Annotated in this window: 24 protein-coding genes; 15 read left to right on the top strand and 9 right to left on the bottom strand. The window is 37.1% G+C overall.

The features are described 5' to 3' along the window. Positions 1-355 precede the first annotated feature (355 nt). A complete protein-coding gene (locus tag SPK86_RS14820) occupies positions 356-871 on the bottom strand; it encodes a phosphatidylglycerophosphatase A family protein (RefSeq protein ID WP_330949725.1) in 516 nt (171 codons plus the stop codon). An 88-nt stretch (positions 872-959) separates the two neighbouring features. On the opposite strand from SPK86_RS14820, the gene SPK86_RS14815 reads away from it, so the two are divergent. Then, positions 960-1931: a hypothetical protein gene (locus SPK86_RS14815; RefSeq protein ID WP_284141444.1), complete on the top strand. Its 972-nt coding sequence runs from the start codon at positions 960-962 to the stop codon at positions 1929-1931. An 18-nt stretch (positions 1932-1949) separates the two neighbouring features. Beyond that, on the top strand, positions 1950-2912 hold the full coding sequence (locus tag SPK86_RS14810; RefSeq protein WP_284141445.1) for a 2-hydroxyacid dehydrogenase: 963 nt from the start codon (positions 1950-1952) through the stop codon (positions 2910-2912). Between the two features lie 107 nt (positions 2913-3019). On the opposite strand, the gene SPK86_RS14805 is transcribed toward SPK86_RS14810, so the two are convergent. Further along, entirely contained in the window at positions 3020-3244 is a 225-nt protein-coding gene (locus SPK86_RS14805; RefSeq protein ID WP_284141446.1) for a NifU family protein, read from the bottom strand. Positions 3245-3429: 185 nt separating this feature from the next. Between SPK86_RS14805 and SPK86_RS14800 the strand changes: the two genes are divergently transcribed. From SPK86_RS14800 to SPK86_RS14790, 3 genes are all read left to right on the top strand, one after another. Then, complete coding sequence (locus SPK86_RS14800; RefSeq protein WP_284141447.1) at positions 3430-3762, top strand: YuzD family protein; 333 nt, start codon at positions 3430-3432, stop codon at positions 3760-3762. A 15-nt stretch (positions 3763-3777) separates the two neighbouring features. Next, positions 3778-4638 (top strand): diaminopimelate epimerase, encoded by an 861-nt coding sequence (gene dapF / locus SPK86_RS14795; protein WP_284141448.1) that lies wholly within the window; start codon positions 3778-3780, stop codon positions 4636-4638. An 81-nt stretch (positions 4639-4719) separates the two neighbouring features. Then, the gene (locus SPK86_RS14790) at positions 4720-5076 is read left to right on the top strand and encodes a HesB/IscA family protein (protein WP_284141449.1); all 357 of its coding nucleotides are present in this window, start codon (positions 4720-4722) and stop codon (positions 5074-5076) included. A gap of 61 nt (positions 5077-5137) precedes the next feature. Here the strand turns inward: SPK86_RS14790 and SPK86_RS14785 are convergent, their stop codons facing one another. Next, positions 5138-6139 (bottom strand): NAD(P)/FAD-dependent oxidoreductase, encoded by a 1002-nt coding sequence (locus SPK86_RS14785; RefSeq protein WP_443089797.1) that lies wholly within the window; start codon positions 6137-6139, stop codon positions 5138-5140. Between the two features lie 315 nt (positions 6140-6454). On the opposite strand from SPK86_RS14785, the gene SPK86_RS14780 reads away from it, so the two are divergent. The 3 genes from SPK86_RS14780 (at position 6455) to SPK86_RS14770 (ending at position 8892) form a co-directional block, all read left to right on the top strand. Continuing rightward, on the top strand, positions 6455-7675 hold the full coding sequence (locus tag SPK86_RS14780; RefSeq protein ID WP_284141451.1) for an NAD(P)/FAD-dependent oxidoreductase: 1221 nt from the start codon (positions 6455-6457) through the stop codon (positions 7673-7675). Positions 7676-7776: 101 nt separating this feature from the next. Continuing rightward, complete coding sequence (locus SPK86_RS14775) at positions 7777-8097, top strand: YuiB family protein (RefSeq protein WP_284141491.1); 321 nt, start codon at positions 7777-7779, stop codon at positions 8095-8097. Positions 8098-8208: 111 nt separating this feature from the next. Continuing rightward, positions 8209-8892, top strand: coding sequence for a 3D domain-containing protein (locus SPK86_RS14770; protein WP_284141492.1), 684 nt, complete (start codon positions 8209-8211; stop codon positions 8890-8892). 29 nt (positions 8893-8921) lie between these two features. Here the strand turns inward: SPK86_RS14770 and SPK86_RS14765 are convergent, their stop codons facing one another. The 3 genes from SPK86_RS14765 to deoD form a co-directional block, all read right to left on the bottom strand. Continuing rightward, a complete protein-coding gene (locus SPK86_RS14765) occupies positions 8922-9395 on the bottom strand; it encodes a divergent PAP2 family protein (protein WP_284141452.1) in 474 nt (157 codons plus the stop codon). A 124-nt stretch (positions 9396-9519) separates the two neighbouring features. Continuing rightward, positions 9520-10113, bottom strand: coding sequence for a biotin transporter BioY (locus tag SPK86_RS14760; RefSeq protein ID WP_284141453.1), 594 nt, complete (start codon positions 10111-10113; stop codon positions 9520-9522). A 147-nt stretch (positions 10114-10260) separates the two neighbouring features. Continuing rightward, the gene (gene deoD / locus SPK86_RS14755) at positions 10261-10968 is read right to left on the bottom strand and encodes a purine-nucleoside phosphorylase (protein ID WP_284141454.1); all 708 of its coding nucleotides are present in this window, start codon (positions 10966-10968) and stop codon (positions 10261-10263) included. Between the two features lie 324 nt (positions 10969-11292). Here deoD and SPK86_RS14750 point away from each other — a divergent pair, with 324 nt between their 5' ends. The 3 genes from SPK86_RS14750 to SPK86_RS14740 all read left to right on the top strand — a co-directional run bounded on the left by SPK86_RS14750 (position 11293) and on the right by SPK86_RS14740 (position 13309). Continuing rightward, a complete protein-coding gene (locus tag SPK86_RS14750; protein ID WP_284141455.1) occupies positions 11293-11556 on the top strand; it encodes a phosphocarrier protein HPr in 264 nt (87 codons plus the stop codon). 79 nt (positions 11557-11635) lie between these two features. Next, entirely contained in the window at positions 11636-12124 is a 489-nt protein-coding gene (locus tag SPK86_RS14745; protein ID WP_284141456.1) for a cation:proton antiporter regulatory subunit, read from the top strand. 6 nt (positions 12125-12130) lie between these two features. Beyond that, the gene (locus tag SPK86_RS14740) at positions 12131-13309 is read left to right on the top strand and encodes a cation:proton antiporter (protein WP_330949724.1); all 1179 of its coding nucleotides are present in this window, start codon (positions 12131-12133) and stop codon (positions 13307-13309) included. 49 nt (positions 13310-13358) lie between these two features. On the opposite strand, the gene SPK86_RS14735 is transcribed toward SPK86_RS14740, so the two are convergent. Beyond that, positions 13359-13751 (bottom strand): kinase-associated lipoprotein B, encoded by a 393-nt coding sequence (locus SPK86_RS14735; protein ID WP_330949723.1) that lies wholly within the window; start codon positions 13749-13751, stop codon positions 13359-13361. Between the two features lie 124 nt (positions 13752-13875). Here SPK86_RS14735 and SPK86_RS14730 point away from each other — a divergent pair, with 124 nt between their 5' ends. Further along, complete coding sequence (locus SPK86_RS14730; RefSeq protein ID WP_284141459.1) at positions 13876-14073, top strand: hypothetical protein; 198 nt, start codon at positions 13876-13878, stop codon at positions 14071-14073. A 130-nt stretch (positions 14074-14203) separates the two neighbouring features. Then, entirely contained in the window at positions 14204-14779 is a 576-nt protein-coding gene (locus SPK86_RS14725; protein WP_284141460.1) for a superoxide dismutase family protein, read from the top strand. Between the two features lie 231 nt (positions 14780-15010). Here the strand turns inward: SPK86_RS14725 and SPK86_RS14720 are convergent, their stop codons facing one another. Next, positions 15011-16183 carry a MalY/PatB family protein gene (locus SPK86_RS14720; protein ID WP_330949722.1) on the bottom strand — a complete coding sequence of 391 codons (1173 nt, stop codon included), beginning with the start codon at positions 16181-16183 and terminating at the stop codon, positions 15011-15013. A 260-nt stretch (positions 16184-16443) separates the two neighbouring features. On the opposite strand from SPK86_RS14720, the gene SPK86_RS14715 reads away from it, so the two are divergent. Next, positions 16444-16995 (top strand): RNA polymerase sigma factor, encoded by a 552-nt coding sequence (locus SPK86_RS14715; protein WP_284141462.1) that lies wholly within the window; start codon positions 16444-16446, stop codon positions 16993-16995. Next, entirely contained in the window at positions 16988-18520 is a 1533-nt protein-coding gene (locus SPK86_RS14710) for a hypothetical protein (RefSeq protein ID WP_330949721.1), read from the top strand. The genes SPK86_RS14715 and SPK86_RS14710 overlap by 8 nt, the downstream gene beginning before the upstream one ends. Before the next feature lie 95 nt (positions 18521-18615). Here the strand turns inward: SPK86_RS14710 and SPK86_RS14705 are convergent, their stop codons facing one another. Continuing rightward, complete coding sequence (locus SPK86_RS14705) at positions 18616-19965, bottom strand: glucose-6-phosphate isomerase (RefSeq protein ID WP_284141464.1); 1350 nt, start codon at positions 19963-19965, stop codon at positions 18616-18618. Positions 19966-20104 lie beyond the last annotated feature (139 nt).

Below are 20104 nucleotides of genomic sequence, written 5' to 3'. Positions count from 1 at the left end.
ACCAGCCAATTATCTGCTTAATAATTTAGTCTAACTTTATGGGTTCAGTACAGATGATTAATCATCCTTTTCCTTTTTTATTTTCAGTATCATGTTGTTTCAAACACTGACATTATTTTAGAGGTTCATTGGCGCTTAGCTTAGCATATAAAAAGGTTGCTGGGAAAAATTATTTATCATCCTACAATAATTAATTCAATTCATGAGTTTATCGTTAGTTGAGGCCGTGCCCGCGGCAAATAAGACACTGCGAAAGTCATTTTGAGCAGATGTCGCGCTTGTGCCTGTGGTGAAAGCGAACCCAATTTCAAACTATAACAATGCCCTTGTTTGCCTCATCCTCTTTTTTGCATCCTTAATCATCTAAAAGAAGATCATTGTCTCCTGTAGCATGTGCAAGTCTACTTGAAGCAGCAGCTGCAATTGCTCCAACGATATCATCTAAAAACGTATGACATTCTCCAGTTGATTTATCATTCAGTCTTTCAAGAATACCAGGTTTTTCTTTATCAATGTAGCCATAGTTTGTAAAGCCAATGGAGCCATAGACATTTACGATAGAAAAGGCGATTACCTCATCGATTCCGTATAAGCTTTCATCTGTATCAATGGTCTTTTGTAAAGGCTGTTCGAGCATTTTTTTCTCTGCAAGCTTATCAAGCTGAATGCCAGTTAAAATAGCATTCTGTACTTCTCGTTTTGTCAGTACACGATCAACATTGTACAAGCAATCTTCCATTTTTAAATCATCATGGTATTTGGATTGTAAAAAATAAACAAGCTCTGCAATATCATGAAGTGTAACACCACGTTCTGTTAACCATTCTCTTGCTTTAATCTCTAATTCACTTTGATTTGTATTCTTATCCATACTTTCACCTGCTTTTTATTATTAGTTGAGTCAAATTAGACGCCATGTATACATATAATCATAAGAGTAGTAATCAGGAGGGATCGTGATGAAATATGTGTTAGAAAATGATTACCATATTAACATTATAGAAAAGATTGAATTATATGGCTATGAAGGATGGCGTGATGAAGAATACTATTATTTTATCATTTCTTCCAATAACAGGGAAGCTATACATATGGAACAGGCCGCACTTGCTTACTTTCTCGTTGAAAACGGATTCTCGCAAACAACTTATCCAATTACGACAAATGAAGGAAAATGGTTTGTCATTCACGATGAAAAACCATACATGGTTGTTAGGTTAGAAAAAGTTCAGGATCGTCCAATCGATAGCATTGGCAAACGGCTTGCACAATTTCATCAACTAGGCTTTTCATATCAATATGAACCTAAGCTTATATCGAGCTATGGACTTTGGAAGGAGCTATGGATTCAAAAAGTAACAGTATTTGAGCAAAAGCTGGTAGAGGAGGCGAACACTACAAAGAATGCCTATCATCGCCTGGCAATGGATGTTCTACCCTATATTATTGGTGTGAGTGAAAATGCCATTCAATATTTGCAAGAAAGTGATTCCGAGATGAGGTTTCACGAAGGAGATCAAGGCACCATTTCTTTTAACCGCTTTCGAGCCAATTTGCAAGCACCGATGATTTGGATGAATGATCTTGTATATGATCATCCTACTCGTGATATAGCAGAATATCTGCGTTTTTCATTTTTTCAACATGAGCAAGCACCAGAAAATGCGGTTGCATTTTTGCGGGATTACCAAACAATACAACCGCTCTCGATGTTTTCCTGGCGGTTATTATATGCGAGATTAATTTTCCCTATTCACATCTATGACTTTCTTGAAGAGGGCTTTAGGAGAAAGAACTATGATGAGCGCTATCCACTTTTTGTTCACTTAGTTGATAAGCAGTCTAAATATGAAAAACGGCTTGCACAATTTTTTGAAGCACTTGGAATCGATGCTAAAGCAATGCGTATCCCTGTGTTAAACTGGTTATAAATGGACAGGGGGGTAAAGATGAATAAACCTACTATTTATATAACGAGAAAAATACCAGCTGCATTGCTAAAGCCTTATGAGCAGTCGTTTCATTTTCGAATGTGGTCAGAGGAAGAAGTACCGATCTCGACAGAGAGGTTACGACAGGAAATACAACAAGTCGATGGGGTGGTTTGCTTACTTACCGAGCAGATTACAGAGGAAGTGCTTACGCAAGCTAACCGCTTAAAAATAATCGCCAATATGGCAGTAGGATACGATAATATTGATGTGGAAAAAGCAAAAGAAAGGAATATTATCGTTACCAATACACCAGATGTGCTAACAGAAACAACAGCTGATCTGGCTTTCGGGCTCTTAATTTCGACTGCAAGGCAAATCGTAATGGCAACGAAAGCTATTCAGGAGAATCAATGGGGCAAATGGTCACCCTTCCAGTTTGCAGGAGTGGATGTTCATGGAAAAACACTTGGAATTGTTGGCATGGGAAGGATTGGGGCAGCCGTTGCAAGGCGAGCCGCAGGGTTTAATATGAATGTATTGTACTATAATCGTTCGCGTGCATATGAGTTAGAGGAAGAAGTGAATGCTTCTTATGTAACATTTGATGGATTGTTAGCGAAAGCAGATTATGTTTTATCCGCAGTACCACTAACAGAAGAAACGAAGGATTTGTTTGATAAAGCTGCTTTCGCAAAGATGAAAAACAGCGCCATCTTTATTAATATATCTCGTGGAGGGGTAGTGGATGAAGCTGCTTTATATGAAGCATTACAAAATGGTACGATTCAAGCAGCTGGGTTGGATGTATATCAGAATGAGCCGATACATGCTTCCCACCCTTTAGTAGCACTCGATAACACCGTTTGTCTTCCCCATATTGGTTCAGCAACAGTAGAAACACGTGAGGCGATGATCAAGCTTTGCTTAGATAATATTGCTGCTTACTTTACAACTGGCTATCCGATTAGTTCCGTATGAAAAATATACCCAGTAAATGAAGAAAAGCCTCCCAAAAGCTAGCTTTGGGGGGCTTCCATACGATTTATTTCGAGCATTGACATATGAAATTCACATGTGAATACACATTAAAATACTTGTTCGATTTCTGTTACACCTGGTACTTCTGCCATTAACGCACGTTCAATACCAGCCTTCAAGGTTATAGTTGAACTTGGGCAGTTACCACATGCACCCATAAGACGAAGAAGTACAATGCCATTTTCATCTACATCAACCAATTCTACATCGCCACCGTCTCTTAGTAGAAATGGACGTAATTTATTTAAAACATCCTGTACTTGTTCACGCATTATCCATCTTCTCCTTTCCTAATGTCATTATAAAATGGATTATGAAAAAAATCTATCGGAAATGATTAAACATCGTTTATTAATCAATTATATTTTATCTTTTAATCGGGATTTTGTAAAATGAAAGTAACTCGCTTAGCGATTTGACATTTAGTAGAAATGTAAAGGGTAGAGGGGGAAAAACGATGATAAGCGAAAAAGTACGCATATCTGTATATGGAGCAGATCAAATTTGTGCAAGCTGTGTTGGAGCACCCGGTTCAAAGGATACGTTTGAATGGTTACAAGCAGCAATTGGAAGGAAGTATATGACTGAAGGAATAACCTATGAATATATCGACATTGATGAAACTCCGGCAACAGACATTCAAAAGCAGTTTATTGATCAAATTGAAGCAGATGAACTGTTTTATCCGTTAGTTTTAATAAATGATGAAATTGTGGCAGAAGGAATTCCACGTCTAAAGGATATTTATCGTGTTCTTGATACGTATAGAATAAAACAACAGAATGTATAAATTTGAGGTGTTAGCATGGAAATCCCTTTTGTAAAAATGCATGGGCTTGGTAATAATTATATTTATCTTGACTTCTTTCAGTTCCAGTTGGAAGAAAAATGGCTTTCTAAGCTAGCCCAGGATGTATCGAATGTTCATACTGGAATTGGCTCAGATGGATTGATTTTAATCCATCCAAGTGATGCCGCAGATCTTGGTATGCGTATCTTTAATAAGGATGGCTCAGAAGGGCAAAGCTGTGGAAATGGACTTCGTTGTACAGCTAAATATGCGTATGAGACAGGAATCGTAGCTGCTTCTTCTTTTACCATTGAGACGAAAGCAGGAATTGTGCATGCAACGGTTCAGGTGGAGGATGGGCGTGTTACATTGATAACAATAGATATGGGGAAGCCTGTTCTGAATCGAGCGAGCATACCAATGCTTGGCAAGGATATTCCGACAGTAATCGCTGAACCCTTTCAAATAGCAGGTCGTGAGCTTTTTGTAACGCCATTATTTATGGGGAATCCGAATGCGGTATTTTTTGTTGAGCGTATTGAAGAGGCGCCACTTCATGAGCTGGGCCCATTGATTGAAAAAGATTCCCGCTTTCCTGAAGGCGTAAATGTGGAATTTATCGAAATTGTTTCTGAAACAGAAATGAATTTTCGTGTGTGGGAAAGAGGTTCTGGAGCAACGCAGGCATGTGGAACGGGGGCATGTGCTGCAGTAGTTGCCGCTATATTGAACAAACGTGCGAATCGAAACACTACAATCCATGTTCATCTTGAGGGTGGCGATTTGAATATAAAATGGGACGAGCATGGCCATGTTTGGATGACAGGCGGAGCAGAGATTGTCGCAACAGGGAAATATCACTTTTCTGTAAAATAATATAAAACACTTCGGTTGAAGGCATCGGGTATGCTTTGTATACTTAGAGTAGGACATAAATGAATAAAAGGAGGCTTGAAGATGGTTATAACAATTACAGATAATGCAAGCCGTCAAATAAAGGAAATGATGAAAGAAGAAGAGGAGAACGTTCGTCTTCGCTTTGGAATCAAGGGCGGAGGCTGTAGTGGATTATCCTATTCACTTGGATTTGAATATGAAGTAAATGAAGCACTTGACATGGTTGATGAAATCAACGATATTCCTGTGGTGATTTTTAAACAGGATATTCCAATAATAGAAGGAACAACAATTGATTATAAGCAAAACATGATGGGTGGCGGCTTTAGCATTGATAATCCAAATGCCATTGTTTCTTGTGGGTGTGGATCATCATTCCGTGCAGCAGATCGCGAAGGAACACCAGAGAATTGCTAAAATAGAAAGATGCGTAAACATATCATTTGTTTACGCATCTTTTTTTAAAACATCTATCCTATTAAAACATGCTTGTTGAATGCTTTGGTTGTACACGTGCTTTTGGATCAATATATTGCTTTGCATTATTTATAGCGGTTGGTCCTTCACCAAATCCAGTAGCAATCAGCTTCACTTTGCCTGGATACGTACAAATGTCTCCAGCAGCATAGATGCCTGGAATATTTGTTTCCATTTTTGAATTAACGACAATACTGTTCTTCTCGATTTCTAAGCCCCAATCTTTTATCGGGCCAAGCGTAGAAACGAAGCCATAGTTACAAATGACCGCATCTACATCCATCTCTATTTTTTTATCTCCCTTTACTTCCTCTAATATTAGCTTGTCTATTTTATCAGAAGCAACGATATCGGTTGCAACATATGGGGTTAACATTTCAACTGAGCTGTTTTGCAACTGTTCTACGGTAGACTCATGGGCGCGGAAGCTATCTCGTCGATGAATGAGCGTTACCTTTTCTGCAATGGGTTCTAGCATTAATGCCCAGTCTACAGCGGAATCTCCTCCACCTAGTAATGCAACTCGCTTTCCAGCAAAATGCTTCATGTCCTTTACATAATAATGTAGGTTAACATCTTCAAATTGATCACAGGAAGGGATATTTAACCTTCGTGGTTGAAATGCACCGTTTCCGGCTGTAATGATAATTGTTTTTGTATAATGAATTTCACCTGTATGCGAGGTGAGCTTAAATGACTGATCCTCTAGTCTTTCTATCTTTTCAATCGATTGCCCAAGTATGATCGTTGGATCAAACATACTTACTTGTTTTTCCAAATTATCGACGAGCTCTTGCGCACGAATTTTTGGAAAGCCTGCAATATCATAAATATATTTTTCTGGATAAAGCGCCGTAAGCTGCCCTCCAGTGTGTGGTAAGCTTTCAATAATCTTTACACTTGCTTGGCGCATCCCACCATAAAAGGCAGTAAATAATCCTGCTGGTCCAGCACCAATAATTGTTACGTCATATAGCTTTTCGGACAATGTATTTTCCTCCATTTCCTAATACACATTACATGCCATTTACATCGTAACATAAATACGAAAAGAGTGTGAAATTGAAAGAATGATACATTTAAATGCGAGGTAAAAATTTAAAAATTTAAAAAAATAGTTTAGTAGTTGAAAAAGTGATGCAAAAGGTCTAATATAAAGAAGGATTATATGACAATTTTATTACAGTTATCATTTTGTTTTATCTTTTTGGAGTAAAAACTCAAAAGATCGGGTTTTGTTACACTCTTACGTGAAAAATATCACAAGGTAAAAAATGTCATATTGATAAAATACTACAGAGATGGAAGGGATCAGGAAATGAATAATCCACATATTGTAATACTGGGTGCAGGTTATGGGGGAATCATGACTACAGTTAACTTACAAAAGTCACTCGGTGTGAATGAAGCAAGAGTTACGCTTGTTAACAAACATGATTATCATTACCAGGCAACCTGGCTCCATGAGACAGCAGCTGGAACCATTCACCATGATCAAACTCGCATTCCGATCAAAGATGTTGTCAATATGAGCAAAATTAATTTTGTTCAGGATACCGTCGTAGCGATAAAACCAGATGAGAAAAAAGTACAACTCGAAAATGGGGAACTTGAATATGATATTCTTGTTATTGGTTTAGGCTTTGAAGCAGCTACCTTTGGTATTCCAGGTCTTGAAGAAAATGCATTTATGATTGGAAGCATCAATAGTGCAAGAATGCTTCGTGAGCATTTGGATTACAACTTTGCAATGTATCATAACGAAACGGAAAAGAATCCAGCGAGATTGAATATTGTTGTTGGTGGTGGAGGCTTCACTGGTATTGAGTTTATTGGTGAATTGGCTAACCGCGTTCCACAGCTTTGTGAAGAATATGATATTGACAGAGATCAGGTGCGTATTATAAACATTGAAGCAGCGCCATCTGTGCTTCCGGGGTTCGATCCAGATCTTGTTGAATATGCGATGAATTCTTTGGAATCACGTGGTATTGAATTTGTTACAGGTGCAATGTTAAAAGAATGTAAGCCAGATGGAATTGTGTATGAAAAAGACGGAAAGCAAGTCGAGATTCCAACCTTAACAACCGTTTGGGCAGCAGGAGTACGTGCTAATTCCATTGTGGAAGCTTCTGGTTTTACTACAAATCGTGGAAAAATAGAAGTACGCGGAGATATGCGTGCACCAGAATATGATGATGTATTCGTAATTGGTGATTGTGCATTGATTATGAATCCAGAAACAGGTCGTCCATATCCACCAACTGCACAAATTGCAATTCAAGAATCAAAAGTGGTGGCACACAATGTGAAAGCTATGGCACAAGGAAATACAGAGCTAGAAGATTTCACACCAAATATTTTAGGGACAGTAGCATCACTTGGCCACAATGATGCAATTGGTGTTGTGATGAATAATCGCAAAATATTCGGTTGGAAAGCTACGGTTATGAAAAAAATTATCGATAATCGCTATCTATTGAAGCTAGGTGGACTTCGATTATTGTTTAAAAAAGGTAAATTTAAAATCTTTTATTAAGATATATTAAAAAAAGCGAGGACAGTTAGATGTCTTTGCTTTTTTATTTATTTGTAATACAATGGACTGTGGTTGAATTAGAAACGAAGGGGAATGGAGACGTGGCACAGTTAATACAAATATTTGTTTCGACTATACTATTCTTTGTTATTTTTTTTGGAATCGCTTTTATTTTGAATATGCTGCTTCGAAGAACGTGGCTTATGACATTTTTATATCCAATTATTGTACTTATCATTGTGGATGATATGTCGACAACAGCCTATTTTAAAGCGCCTGGAGAAGCTTTTTCGACTGCTTTTTCAGCGTTAATGCGTATTACGCCAGTTGACATTATAATTTTATCAGCAGGATTAATTGGTACAATAGTTTCAGGCATTGTTATTAAAATACTTCGGAAAAACGGCTATCAAATGTTTTAATTGCAGTTTACATAAAAAAGATACATGCTTCTCAATCTAATTTTAAAAAGAAATGCATAAAATGATGCATTTTTGGCAATGATGACATCCAGAGAGGTGTTATTATTGAAAATGATAAAATTATTAAGAAGAGGAAGCATGTTTCTTTTGTTTGTGGCAGCTTGTTTGACTACCTTAATAAGTATTTCAAACATATCGTTTGCCGACATGCATGAATTGTTAGAAGAAAGTACCAGTGGTTCAAAGCTAGCTTCGTATGAATTACACACAGATAGAAATATAGCTTTACAAGAGAAGTCTTTAAACATTGCAAAAGAGCGCAAACGATATATTTCAAGTGAGCAAATTGAAGGACCAAAAACATTAGAAGAAGCAGTTAATACACAACAATATCCCAGCGCCAAAGTAGTTGCAACGGGATATACTGCTGGAGTAGAATCCACTGGAAAGACTCCAGATCATCCTCAATATGGGGTGACCTATTCTGGAGTTAAAGTGAAAAGAGATTTATATTCTACAATAGCAGCTGATTTATCGGTTTATCCGATTGGAACAGTTATGTTTATCCCAGACTATGGATATGGTGTTGTTGCCGATAAAGGTGGCGCTATTAAAGGAAATAAAATTGACTTGTTTTTTAACACTGTCGAGGATGTATATGCACAGTGGGGAAAAAAAGAAGTAGAAGTATTTATTATCGAGATGGGAAATGGAAAGCTCACGGAAGAACAATTGATACAATGGAACGAAAATGAAGCCTTGCAGGTGTTCCGGGAGAAATTAAACAAAAGCTAAACGGACAGTTCTACTGTCCGTTTAGTTTTTTAATATAGTGGAAAAAGGAAAAGGGCAATACAAATTCCGGCTAATCCTCCAAAAAATACTTCAATTGGTTGGTGTCCGAGTAGTTCTTTTAATTCTCGGCGTTTTTCGTATTCTTCTTTTTTATTCCAATCCTTTGCACCTTCGACAAAGTATTGAAAGTCTTTTACAAGTTGGTTTAATAAAATTGCATGTTCTCCAGCCTGTCTCCGTACTCCAGATGCGTCAAACATAGTGATAACACTAAAGACGAAGGCTATCGCAAACATACTTGAATTAATTCCTTCTGTCAGTCCAATTCCTGTTGTTAAAGCTGCAACGGCGGCTGAATGACTACTTGGCATCCCGCCAGTACTAAATGCAAGGCTGGGTTTAAATTCCCTAGTTACAATAAAACGAATTGGGATTTTAATGACTTGCGCAATCAGAATTGATGCCAGTGCTACCGTAAGCGGAAAATTCGTAAATATACTCATTTATAAAGGAGCATCCTTTCACAGATTAATTTCTACGCTTCCATATTTCTGTTATTGTACCATAGTATGTTTTAATCTGCATCGTTGATTGGTTACTCCTCTATTATTCCAAGATTTACATGTGTTACCCATTCATTGTTGTCCATGAGAATTTTATCCGTTTTGCTAAATTGACCATGAATATGGCAGCAAGGCATGCGAGCGCACCATCTTTAATCATAAATGGGATCATGCTAGTCCAAGTGGTGAGATAGGATATTTCTAAACCTAGCCACGTGTTCATAGCCAAATACATATAAGAAACACCAATAATGTAATTGACGATTAGTCCGATTAATGCGGCAACTGTGTATACTGGAACAGAAGGCTTTTTAGTATATTCAGCAATCCATCCAACAAAAAATGCTACAAAAATAAATGAAATTATAAATCCACCAGTAGGAGAAATTAATGCCATTGGCCCAGCAGACATGCTAGCAAAGACAGGGACACCTGCTATTCCTACGAGAACATAAGCAATAATGGAAAATCCACCAAGCCTTTTACCTAGCATTAAACCTGCAAGAATGGCAAAAAATGTTTGCAGCGATAATGGAACTGATGCGCCCCCGATAGGAATGGAAAGCATTGGAAACCAAACTGTTATATTGGCACCGATGGCCATTAAGCAGACGAAGACTGCTCCATAGGTCAAATCAATTGGTCGTATATGTTTCATTAAAAATTCTCTCCTCTCTTTTAAAATAATAAATGGGGAGAATATATAATGTCAACTATTTTTTAAATCGGTTAACAATTAAAATGTAGGTATTCTCTTTTAAATTAAAAAAGCACGCGCATAATATTACGCACGTGCTCATTCCTCTTATTTAATTGCTGCTTCTAATGCGATTTCCATCATTTCATTAAAGGTCGTTTGTCTTTCTTCAGCAGTGGTTTCTTCACCAGTTAAGATATGATCGGAAACAGTTAGCACGGATAGTGCTTGGCGACCATACTTAGCTGCGAGTGTATAAAGTGCAGTCGTTTCCATTTCCACAGCAAGCACTTTATATTTCGCTAATAGTTCATTTACTTCATTTGCATTATCACGATAGAATGTATCACTTGTAAATACATTCCCAACCTGTACTTGAAGTCCCTTCGCAATACCAGCTTCATAAGCATTTTTCAAAAGAGTAAAGTCTGCTAATGGTGCATAATCAATCCCTTGAAAAATAAGCTTGTTCATTTGTGAATCTGTTGTAGATCCTTGTGCCAAAATGACGTCACGTACTTTAACATCTTTCTGAATGGCACCACATGTCCCTACACGGATTAGTTTTTTCACGTCATAGCTTTGGATAAGCTCATTGACGTATATGGAGATGGATGGAACACCCATGCCTGTCCCTTGAACAGAGACACGTTCTCCTTTATATGTACCAGTGAATCCAAGCATTCCACGTACTTCATTATATTGTTGGACATCCTCTAAAAAAGTTTCAGCAATAAATTTTGCGCGTAGAGGATCACCAGGTAATAAAATTTTATCAGCGATTTCACCAGATTTTGCTCCTATATGAACACTCATATCTAATTCCTCCTAAAAAGAGATTCAATTCAAATAAAACGTTATCATATCCGTCTTTTAAAAACAAATATAAGCTCATACGAGCGGAGAATTATCGGGAACTTGTCACATTTAAAAATGGAATCCTAATCGTTTTCTTTTCCTAAAATCTCATTTCATTAAAAAAAGAATGAAAATTTACTGTTAGATAGTAATAATATTTTATTAAAATAACGATTTAGTATATAATATAAATTGGTTCAATGAATTAAAAATGCAATTTTTTGTTGCACCATTTACAACAAAGTACATAGTAAAAAATAACATATTGAAGGGATGATAACAATGAAGGAACAATCATTCAAAATCACTGCAGAAACAGGTGTCCATGCTCGCCCAGCAACATTGCTAGTAAACAAAGCAGGACAATATGAATCAGAAGTAGAAATTGCATACAATGGTAAAAAGGTAAATCTAAAGTCTATTATGGGTGTTATGTCACTTGGAATTCCAACAGGTGCAGAAATTTCCGTAATTGCAGACGGTAGTGATGAGGAAGAAGCAATTAAAGGAATTGAGGAAGTTATTAAAGAGCATCTTGGAGAATAAATAGATAAGGCTGGAGCAATTGTCTCTGGCCTTTTCTTTTTCAATAAAACTAGAAAGATTTTTTAAATGAGGTGAGAAGATGAAGATTTCTGTATCACAGCTTCCTGGAATAGGACAAAAAATATCAATGAAAACGTCAGAAGACAATATGCTTGTTATTATTGTCCATCATACCGGAAAAAGAGAGCTATACTTTTTCGATGATGCGGACAGTGATGAAGCAGATTTTGCAATGGATTTAACTCCTGATGAAACGAGAGAATTAGCTGCACAGCTGCTAGGAGCAACCTACCAGCCAGCAGATATTGAAAAAATTAGGATGTTCAAAAAGCAGATTATTGTTGATTACATTGAATTAAAAGCAAAGTCATTCTTAGTCGACAAAACGATCGAAGAATCCGATATTCGAAACAAGACTGGAGCGACGATTATTGGAATTGTGCAAGGAGAAGATGTTATTGCTATTCCAGAGCCGGATACCGTTTTAAAGCCTGGCAACATTCTAATGTCTGTTGGTAAGGATGAGCAGATCGCAGCACTCACGAAAATCTGCAATGGTGAGGATTGATGCAGCATGTTTTCTGAATTTCCGATTTTACTTGATACAGGCCTTATCTTACTAGGCATTTTTGTATTAGGATATTTTTCGTTGAAGACAAAATTCCCGAATGTTATTTTATATATTCTTTTCGGAATCGTTCTATCTCGATTTTTAATGGACAATTCGATTTTGCACTTGTCTAGTGAAGTAGCTATTGTTTTATTATTCTTTTTACTTGGATTGGAATTCAATGTAAAGCGCTTAGGTGGAATTGCAAGAAAAATATGGACGTCTGGTTTACTCGATATTTTTCTTAGTATGGTCGTGTCAATCCTTATTGCCGTTGGATTCGGATTAGATTGGCTGACCGCATTTTTAATTGGTGGCATTACGTATGCGACGAGCTCTTCTATTACTGCCAAGCTACTTAATGATAAAGGACGAATGGCAAATACAGAAACAGAGTTTATTTTAGGTGTCCTTATCTTTGAGGATTTAATAGCGCCGATCATTGTTGCGGTTCTTATTGCAACTCATAGTGGGGAAGCTTTTACAAGTATGGACCTTATCATATTAATGGGGAAAATATTAGGGCTAGCATTTACAGCGGTTCTGTTAGGAAAAACTGTCTTCAAGAAATTTGAAGATTTTCTTATAAAAATTGATGATGAAGATATTAAAATCGGACTATTAGTAGGAATTTCTACGGTGTTCGGTGGGGTGGCATTGTACCTTGGCTTATCTGAAGTGCTTGGAGCGTTTCTCGCTGGTGTTATGCTTGCAGAAATCGGAAAGGTAGAGCGAATACAAACAGCAGTTACGCCAATTCAGGATTTACTGCTACCTACATTTTTTATTTACTTCGGCTCAACAGTCAATATACAAGAAGGAATTCCAATGATAACACTTCTTGTTGTGTTAATTAGTTGGTCGATTGTTGCGAAGGTGCTGGTCGGTGTAATTGGTGGTCGGTGGTATGGGCTGTCAAATCGAGTCGCATTACGAGCAGGGCTTTCGATTGTGGCACGTGGAGAATTTTCCGTTGTCATTGCAAGTATTGCCGCAGCATCTATAAAAGTATTTGCGGGTGTTTATGTAGTAATCGCTGCGTTTATCGGTATGCTTTTATTCAATTATGCTCCAAAGCTGACGAACTTAGTATATGGCAAACCCGTAAAGAAAAAAAGAAACCTTACACCACCAACAGCTTAATGTTTAAATGAAAGGACAGTTCCCGTATTTGGAGAACTGCCCATTTTGTTTAGTTGAAATAAGCTTGGTATTCCTTTTCCTCTAAGCTCGTTAATTTTTGTAATGCGAGCTGATTAAATGCCATGTCTTTAGCTTTTAATTTATCTTTTGCAACAGATACTGCCTGTTTCAAGGAATCTCCATAATTAGGCACTTCTCCTTCGAACCGATGGACAGCAGGCTTTTTAACATTCATTTTTTCTTTAAAGGCAAGTGCTTTCCGCTCATGAAAGAATACACCCTTTGTTTCGTTTGGATGATGAATATCACCTTGAAGCGGATGCTTGTGCACAGCGAGTACTTCAATGAGAAAGCGATCTCCACGATCTTCGACTATCTTTCCTATGTATGTTCCAGATCTATAGTGGGCGCGCACAAGATCTCCAGGTAGAAATGTTTTCATATCATTCAGCCTCCTTTATTCTATTTTGCCAAATATTAGCTAGAATAGCGACAATTAAGATTCAAGTCGTTTTCATTTACCCGTTCCTTTGATATACTTGGGACAAGAAAGGACGTGTATTATTATGATGGAATTTCTTTATTTTCCAGATGATAAATCTGAATACATCCCAGCAGTTATCACGCTCATTATTTTTATGATTGGAGCAGCTGTCATGATGTATATTTTATACAAAAAATCAAAGAAGGAAGAAAAGCTTATCAACCAACAATATAAGCAAATCATTGAAAAAGACGATTCACCTTCACTAAATAAAAAGTAAGACTTTCCGTAAAAGGAGAGTCTTACTTTTTATTTTATACATATTCGAAGATTTTTTATTGAAAGATGGTTTAGTTTCTCCTTAAATACAAATACTAGCATGTGAATAAATAAGAGAAGGAGAAAGCGAAATGCGTTTTTTACTCGTTGTAGTTGTCTTATTACTCGCTGCCTGTCAGGATGATTCTCCAAATACAAAATCGATTAATATGTATAACGGTTCTGGTGATATGGTTGGAACGGCAACATTAACAGAGCAGCCTGATGGAGTGAAAATAAAACTGAAGTTAGAGGGACTTACCCCTGGATTTCACGGAATTCATGTTCATGAATACCCGAAATGTGAAGGTCCAGATTTTAAAACAGCTGGAAACCACTTGAATCCTGAGGGAAAGGAGCATGGTTTGATGCATCCGAAGGGACCTCACCTAGGTGATTTACCAAATATTGAGGTGGAGAGTGATGGAACGGTTGATGCAGAATTAATGCTGCAAGGAGCGACGCTTCACGATGGGAAAAAATCGATTCTAAAGGAAGATGGCACATCCTTAATTGTCGACGCTGGACAGGATGATGGAGTAAGTCAGCCAAGCGGAAATTCAGGGGAGCGACTCATTTGTGGAGAAATCCGAGTCGATAAAAAAGGGAGTAATACAGAAACACCTACAGATCCTACTGAATTAAACGAGAAGCAGAAACAGGAATAATATGTTTTATAAAAAAGAACCACATAGACGATTTTAACGGAATCTTTTCCTTGAAGGTGAAAGTTTCACTTCATGTCATGTGGTCTTTTTCTATAACATATGTTAGAAGTTTTAAATGAAGAATAATAGGATGCCGATAAAAATGTTACCATTACCGATGGTATGAATGATAAAAGAAGACACAATTAAAGAAAGCATTGTCTCTAATCATGTCTCAAAAAAGATGCAAACTTAGCTCTTGCGTTTCTTTACTGCTTCAATTATTCGATTTACTCCTTCTTCAATGGTAGCCCTTGGGCAGGCGATATTCATGCGCATAAATTGTGCGGCTTCTTCTCCATATGCCACACCTGCATTCAATCCTATCTTTGCCTCATTGATCATAAATGCTTTTAGTTCTTCACTAGTAAGTCCGAGGCGACTACAATCAATCCAAAGCAGATATGTGCCTTCAGCAGATATAACCTTTAATTCCTCGGTTTCTTCTTCTAGCCTTTTGGTTACATAATTTTTATGACTCTCGATCACACGAAGTAATTCATTTAGCCATTCCTCACCATGACGATAGGCAGCTTCGATCGCTGTGTTTCCCATCGTATTTAACCCAGAAATGCCTTGCTTTTGAAAGTATGCTTCTAGTTTAGTTTGTTTTTCTTTGTTTTCCGTTACGATGTAAGATGCTTGTAGTCCAGCTAGGTTAAACGTTTTTGATGGTGCCATACATGTGATCGTTGCAGCGGAAATCTCCTTTGACAGTGAAGCAATAGGGATATGCTGAAAGTTAGAAAAAACAAGATCGGAATGTATTTCATCAGAAATAATCGTTACCTTATGTTTTAAACAAAGCGCTGCCATTTTTTCTAGCTCTTCCTTTGTCCAAACTCTTCCAACAGGATTATGAGGAGAGCAGAGAATAAACGCACGCACATGTTGCAGCTTTTCTTCCATTGCAGCAAAGTCGATGGTATACGTATTATCTTTTTGAATTAAAGGACATTTCACTATTTCTCTACCATGGCTTTCAATCACTTTATAAAAAGGCGTATAAACAGGGGTTTGGATTAAAACGCGGTCACCAGGGTCTGTAAACGCTTGGATCGCCATATGTAAGCTTGTAACTACACCCGGACTAAAGGATAGCCAATCTGATTCGATCTTCCAGTTATGTCGTTTCTGTAACCATTGTACGATTGCAGATTTAATATCATCATCAATGATGGTGTAACCATAAATCCCGTGTTTGGCTCGATTAATGAGCGCTTCATTAACGGCTTCTGGAGCTTTAAAATCCATATCCGCAACCCACATTGGCAATACATCCTTAGCCTGAAAAACTTCATTTAGCGCATCCCACTTAACGGAACGTGTATTTCGACGATTATGAACTTCTAAAAATGAATACATCCTATATACCTCCAAAAAATTTTAACTATTGGTATTATTATAACGTATATTCATTTCTTTTAAATAGAAAGCAACAAAAAAAGCAAAGCGCTTTACGCCTTGCTAACAGGGGGAATACGAGAAAGTCTTACATAGCACATTATTCCCTTCTTTCTATTATTTAAACATTGAAAATAAATTAATTGCTGATGGAACATTTTAATGGAAAGGTTTCGTTACATATACAGGAAATGTACAGGAAGGTTGGAAGGGGGATAAAAGTGGATGAAATCGAATTAATAGCTCGAATAAAAGCTAATGATGAACAAGCGTTTACTAAACTTGTCCATATATACAAGCCAATAATTGAACGATTCGCGTTTCAATTTGGAATTAAAGACGATCAAATTTCTGACATTGTTCAAGAAACATTTTTACGTATTTATAGAAAGATCGACTTATTCCATGAAGGTAAGCTTTCTACATGGATTTATCAAATCACCTTAAATATTACGAGAGATTATTACCGAAAACAAAAACGGCAACGCCGAATTTTGGACAAGGTACAAAGGAAGCATAAAGAGGAACGAACAAACGGGTATTATTTTGAAAAGCATGAACACATGCTCATTCACGAGAGTCTTTCACAATTAGAACTAAACTATCGAATACCTATTATTTTATTTTACTTTCATGATAAGACATATGAAGATATCGCTATTATATTAAATATTCATCTTACAACAGTAAAATCTCGTATTCATCGTGGAAAGAAAAAATTGAAAAACGCTTTTGAGCATTTGAATAGAGATGAGGTGTTGGTCAATGGATAAGAACTTTGATACGCTACTTCGTGAAATGAAAGATAGTTATAAAAATATACCTAGCACAATAGAAACAGAACAAGTTATTGAAACTGTATTTCAACCAAGGAGAAGAAAGAGGAATTGGATCCGTTCGAGCATGCTGGCATTCGGAACCATTTGCTTATTTGTGCTTATCACATGGGCGGTTACCAATCAGCAAATGCATTCAGGTGATACCGAAAAACTACAATTAGAGCAATTTTTTATTGAGAAAAAAAGAGAGTTTCGGGACTCAATTGGCATTGAAAATGTGGATCAGCTTCCGAATGTAGTAGAAGCAAAAAAATGGCTGGAACGATACGATGACACGATATCGTTCGATTCGGAAATCATTAGAGAAAAAGTGAATCAGCTTCTTCAAACTCCACTTATGCAAGTAAATAGACTGAATGAAAAGGATAGCAGTGAAGGATTAATCGATTTGGTGACAGTTATGGAAAATTTGAAAGTTCCGTTACAGACATATTTGTCACAGCTTATTCGCAAGCATGACATAGACGCGAATGAATTGCATAAGATTTTTAAATTACAATATGTGCCTCAAAAGTATGATGGTCCAGCAGACATAAAGGATTTTCTGATTATACTTCGTCACCAAGGCTACCGATTGAACAAAGTAGGATCAGATATATTATCACTTCAAGTCGATTTCGTGTGGATAAAGGATAATGTGAAAATAACGGATAAAAACGAAAAAATAATAGCCTATTATGAATTACTAGGAACAATTATTGATCGTAATCAACCTGGTGTCAATAATGCCTATAATATTCCTTGGAATGAGTTTGATACGATATTATTGGAAATAGAAACGTATTTGGACAAATATGACCAAGAAGATGTTCCTTCAGTTGTCTGGACGTATCTAAATGATTATTTAGTAGGAGGTAGAGAAGTCGGAGAGGAATTGGATCAACAGGTAAGAAACGAGCTTGAAGGTTTTATCCGTATCCACAGCGATTCAATGTTTGCCGGATTTGCAAAAAATGCGCTTCACTATTATGAAACGAATGGGTGGATAAGCAAGGGAGAAATGGTCAGCTTAGCTGAATTAGATGCAATTTCCTACGTAAATCATATGCTTCCGAACGGTACGTTTGATTATGTGCAGGAGAAGATTTCCAAGGAGCAAGAAGAAAAGCTTCAAACATTTTATGAACAATATAAATTAAAGCGAGACAGCGCATTACTTCGTGGTTTAGAGCCGGAAGATGTGCTACACTTATTCCTGTTTGCCCATAAAGCAGAAGATGAAAAGAGCGTATTATCTCTTTATGCAAAAGACAATACGAAACAGGTAGCAAATGAAATCCAAAACCAACAAGTCTATAGTCGCATGGTACACAGTAGTCCATTTTATTTTGTTAATAAAGAAGAAAATCGAACTGTTTTTACTTTTAAAGTGGAGATGAATACACTAGGGCAGATTATCATGGATAAGGATAATCAAGGGATCTGGAAAATTAAGGCAAGTACTATTCTTTCTCAATAATAATAGTGTATCTTATAAACAAACGACACCCTAGCTCAAAAACTAGGGTGTCGTTTATAGTTTCGCTTCCAACAGATATAATATTTTTACAATCTTTATTTGAGTCTTTGTTCTAGCGCTTCTCTTTCTTCTTCAAATCCAGGCTTTCCTAACAGCGCAAACATATTTCGTTTATATGCCTCTACACCAGGCTGGTCAAATGGATTAACCCCAAGTAAATAGCCGCTAATGGCACACGCTTTTTCAAAAAAGTAGACGAGATAGCCGAATGTATACGCATTAAGTTCGGGAATTTCGATGACTAAGTTTGGAACATTGCCATCTGTATGAGCGAGTAAGGTTCCTTGGAATGCTTTTTCATTAATATCATGAATGTTTTTTCCAGCTAAATAATTTAATCCGTCTGCATCGGCTGCTTCTGCTTCTAATAATAGCTCGGTATTAGAGCGTTGCACGTGAAGTACGGTTTCGAATAAATCTCTTCTGCCCTCCTGAATATATTGACCAAGCGAATGAAGATCTGTTGAGAAATTAGCAGATGTGGGAAAAATTCCTTTTTGGTCTTTTCCTTCACTTTCTCCAAATAGCTGCTTCCACCACTCTGCAAAGTATTGTAGCTTTGGTTCATAATTAACAAGCATTTCAATGGTCTTTCCCTTTTTATAAAACATGTTACGAATGGCAGCATATTGATAGGCTGGATTTGTTTTGATTGAAGGATCAGATAGTTCTTCCATTGCTTGCTTTGCACCGGCCATTATATCATCGATGGAAATGCCGCTAGTAGCGATTGGAAGTAATCCAACTGCTGTTAACACAGAGAAGCGACCGCCTACATCATCTGGAATGACGAAGGTCTCATAGCCTGCTTGATCAGCTGCCGTTTTTAATGCGCCTTTCGCTTTATCTGTTGTTGCATAGATGCGTTCTTTTGCTTTCTCAACGCCATATTTGTCTTCTAAGTACTTTTTAAAAATACGAAAAGCGATAGCTGGCTCTGTTGTTGTGCCACTTTTCGAAATAACATTAATAGAGACGTCCTTGTTCTCTAGTAAATCAAATAAATCATTCATATAATCTGTGCTCATGTGGTGCCCAACAAAAATAATTTGTGGTGCTTTCCTTTTTTCTGAAGGAAGGGCATTGTGAAACGAATGATTAAGCATCTCTAAAGCTGCTCGCGCTCCTAGATAAGAACCCCCAATTCCAATGACAAGTAATATATCTGAGTCTTTTTGAATTTTTTCAGCACACTTCTGTATTCGAATAAATTCTGCTCGGTCATATGATTCAGGAAGCTGAAGCCAACCTAAGAAATCATTACCAGCACCGGTTTTCTGGTGCAGTGATTGATGTGCAGCTTGGATAAAAGGTTGTAAATAGTCCAGTTCCTGATCATTTAAAAAAGGAGCTGCATTGCTGTAGGAAAATTGAATATGTGTCATTATGATCCTCCTTGGAAAAATACTCTCTGTAATTAAATAATTCACATTAACTTTATCGAAGGAGTGTTTGAAAAGCAAGTAGGAGCTAAAGGCATCATCTGTTGCCATAAAAAAAGAGCTTTCTCTGAATCTGCTATTT

This window comes from Virgibacillus sp. MG-45 (assembly GCF_036409425.1).
Lineage (GTDB): Bacteria > Bacillota > Bacilli > Bacillales > Amphibacillaceae > LDC-1.
Note: the sequence above shows the minus strand (reverse complement) of the source record. Positions and strands in the feature narration are given on the sequence as shown.

Excerpts from the sequence above, each read along its gene's own strand:
- SPK86_RS14820 (WP_330949725.1), bottom strand. The coding sequence starts at position 871 with ATGGATAAGAATACAAATCAAAGTGAATTAGAGATTAAAGCAAGAGAA.
- SPK86_RS14815 (WP_284141444.1), top strand. The coding sequence starts at position 960 with ATGAAATATGTGTTAGAAAATGATTACCATATTAACATTATAGAAAAG.
- SPK86_RS14810 (WP_284141445.1), top strand. The coding sequence starts at position 1,950 with ATGAATAAACCTACTATTTATATAACGAGAAAAATACCAGCTGCATTG.
- SPK86_RS14805 (WP_284141446.1), bottom strand. The coding sequence starts at position 3,244 with ATGCGTGAACAAGTACAGGATGTTTTAAATAAATTACGTCCATTTCTA.
- SPK86_RS14800 (WP_284141447.1), top strand. The coding sequence starts at position 3,430 with ATGATAAGCGAAAAAGTACGCATATCTGTATATGGAGCAGATCAAATT.
- dapF (WP_284141448.1), top strand. The coding sequence starts at position 3,778 with ATGGAAATCCCTTTTGTAAAAATGCATGGGCTTGGTAATAATTATATT.
- SPK86_RS14790 (WP_284141449.1), top strand. The coding sequence starts at position 4,720 with ATGGTTATAACAATTACAGATAATGCAAGCCGTCAAATAAAGGAAATG.
- SPK86_RS14785 (WP_443089797.1), bottom strand. The coding sequence starts at position 6,139 with ATGGAGGAAAATACATTGTCCGAAAAGCTATATGACGTAACAATTATT.
- SPK86_RS14780 (WP_284141451.1), top strand. The coding sequence starts at position 6,455 with ATGAATAATCCACATATTGTAATACTGGGTGCAGGTTATGGGGGAATC.
- SPK86_RS14770 (WP_284141492.1), top strand. The coding sequence starts at position 8,209 with ATGATAAAATTATTAAGAAGAGGAAGCATGTTTCTTTTGTTTGTGGCA.
- SPK86_RS14765 (WP_284141452.1), bottom strand. The coding sequence starts at position 9,395 with ATGAGTATATTTACGAATTTTCCGCTTACGGTAGCACTGGCATCAATT.
- SPK86_RS14760 (WP_284141453.1), bottom strand. The coding sequence starts at position 10,113 with ATGAAACATATACGACCAATTGATTTGACCTATGGAGCAGTCTTCGTC.
- deoD (WP_284141454.1), bottom strand. The coding sequence starts at position 10,968 with ATGAGTGTTCATATAGGAGCAAAATCTGGTGAAATCGCTGATAAAATT.
- SPK86_RS14750 (WP_284141455.1), top strand. The coding sequence starts at position 11,293 with ATGAAGGAACAATCATTCAAAATCACTGCAGAAACAGGTGTCCATGCT.
- SPK86_RS14745 (WP_284141456.1), top strand. The coding sequence starts at position 11,636 with ATGAAGATTTCTGTATCACAGCTTCCTGGAATAGGACAAAAAATATCA.
- SPK86_RS14740 (WP_330949724.1), top strand. The coding sequence starts at position 12,131 with ATGTTTTCTGAATTTCCGATTTTACTTGATACAGGCCTTATCTTACTA.
- SPK86_RS14735 (WP_330949723.1), bottom strand. The coding sequence starts at position 13,751 with ATGAAAACATTTCTACCTGGAGATCTTGTGCGCGCCCACTATAGATCT.
- SPK86_RS14730 (WP_284141459.1), top strand. The coding sequence starts at position 13,876 with ATGATGGAATTTCTTTATTTTCCAGATGATAAATCTGAATACATCCCA.
- SPK86_RS14725 (WP_284141460.1), top strand. The coding sequence starts at position 14,204 with ATGCGTTTTTTACTCGTTGTAGTTGTCTTATTACTCGCTGCCTGTCAG.
- SPK86_RS14720 (WP_330949722.1), bottom strand. The coding sequence starts at position 16,183 with ATGTATTCATTTTTAGAAGTTCATAATCGTCGAAATACACGTTCCGTT.
- SPK86_RS14710 (WP_330949721.1), top strand. The coding sequence starts at position 16,988 with ATGGATAAGAACTTTGATACGCTACTTCGTGAAATGAAAGATAGTTAT.
- SPK86_RS14705 (WP_284141464.1), bottom strand. The coding sequence starts at position 19,965 with ATGACACATATTCAATTTTCCTACAGCAATGCAGCTCCTTTTTTAAAT.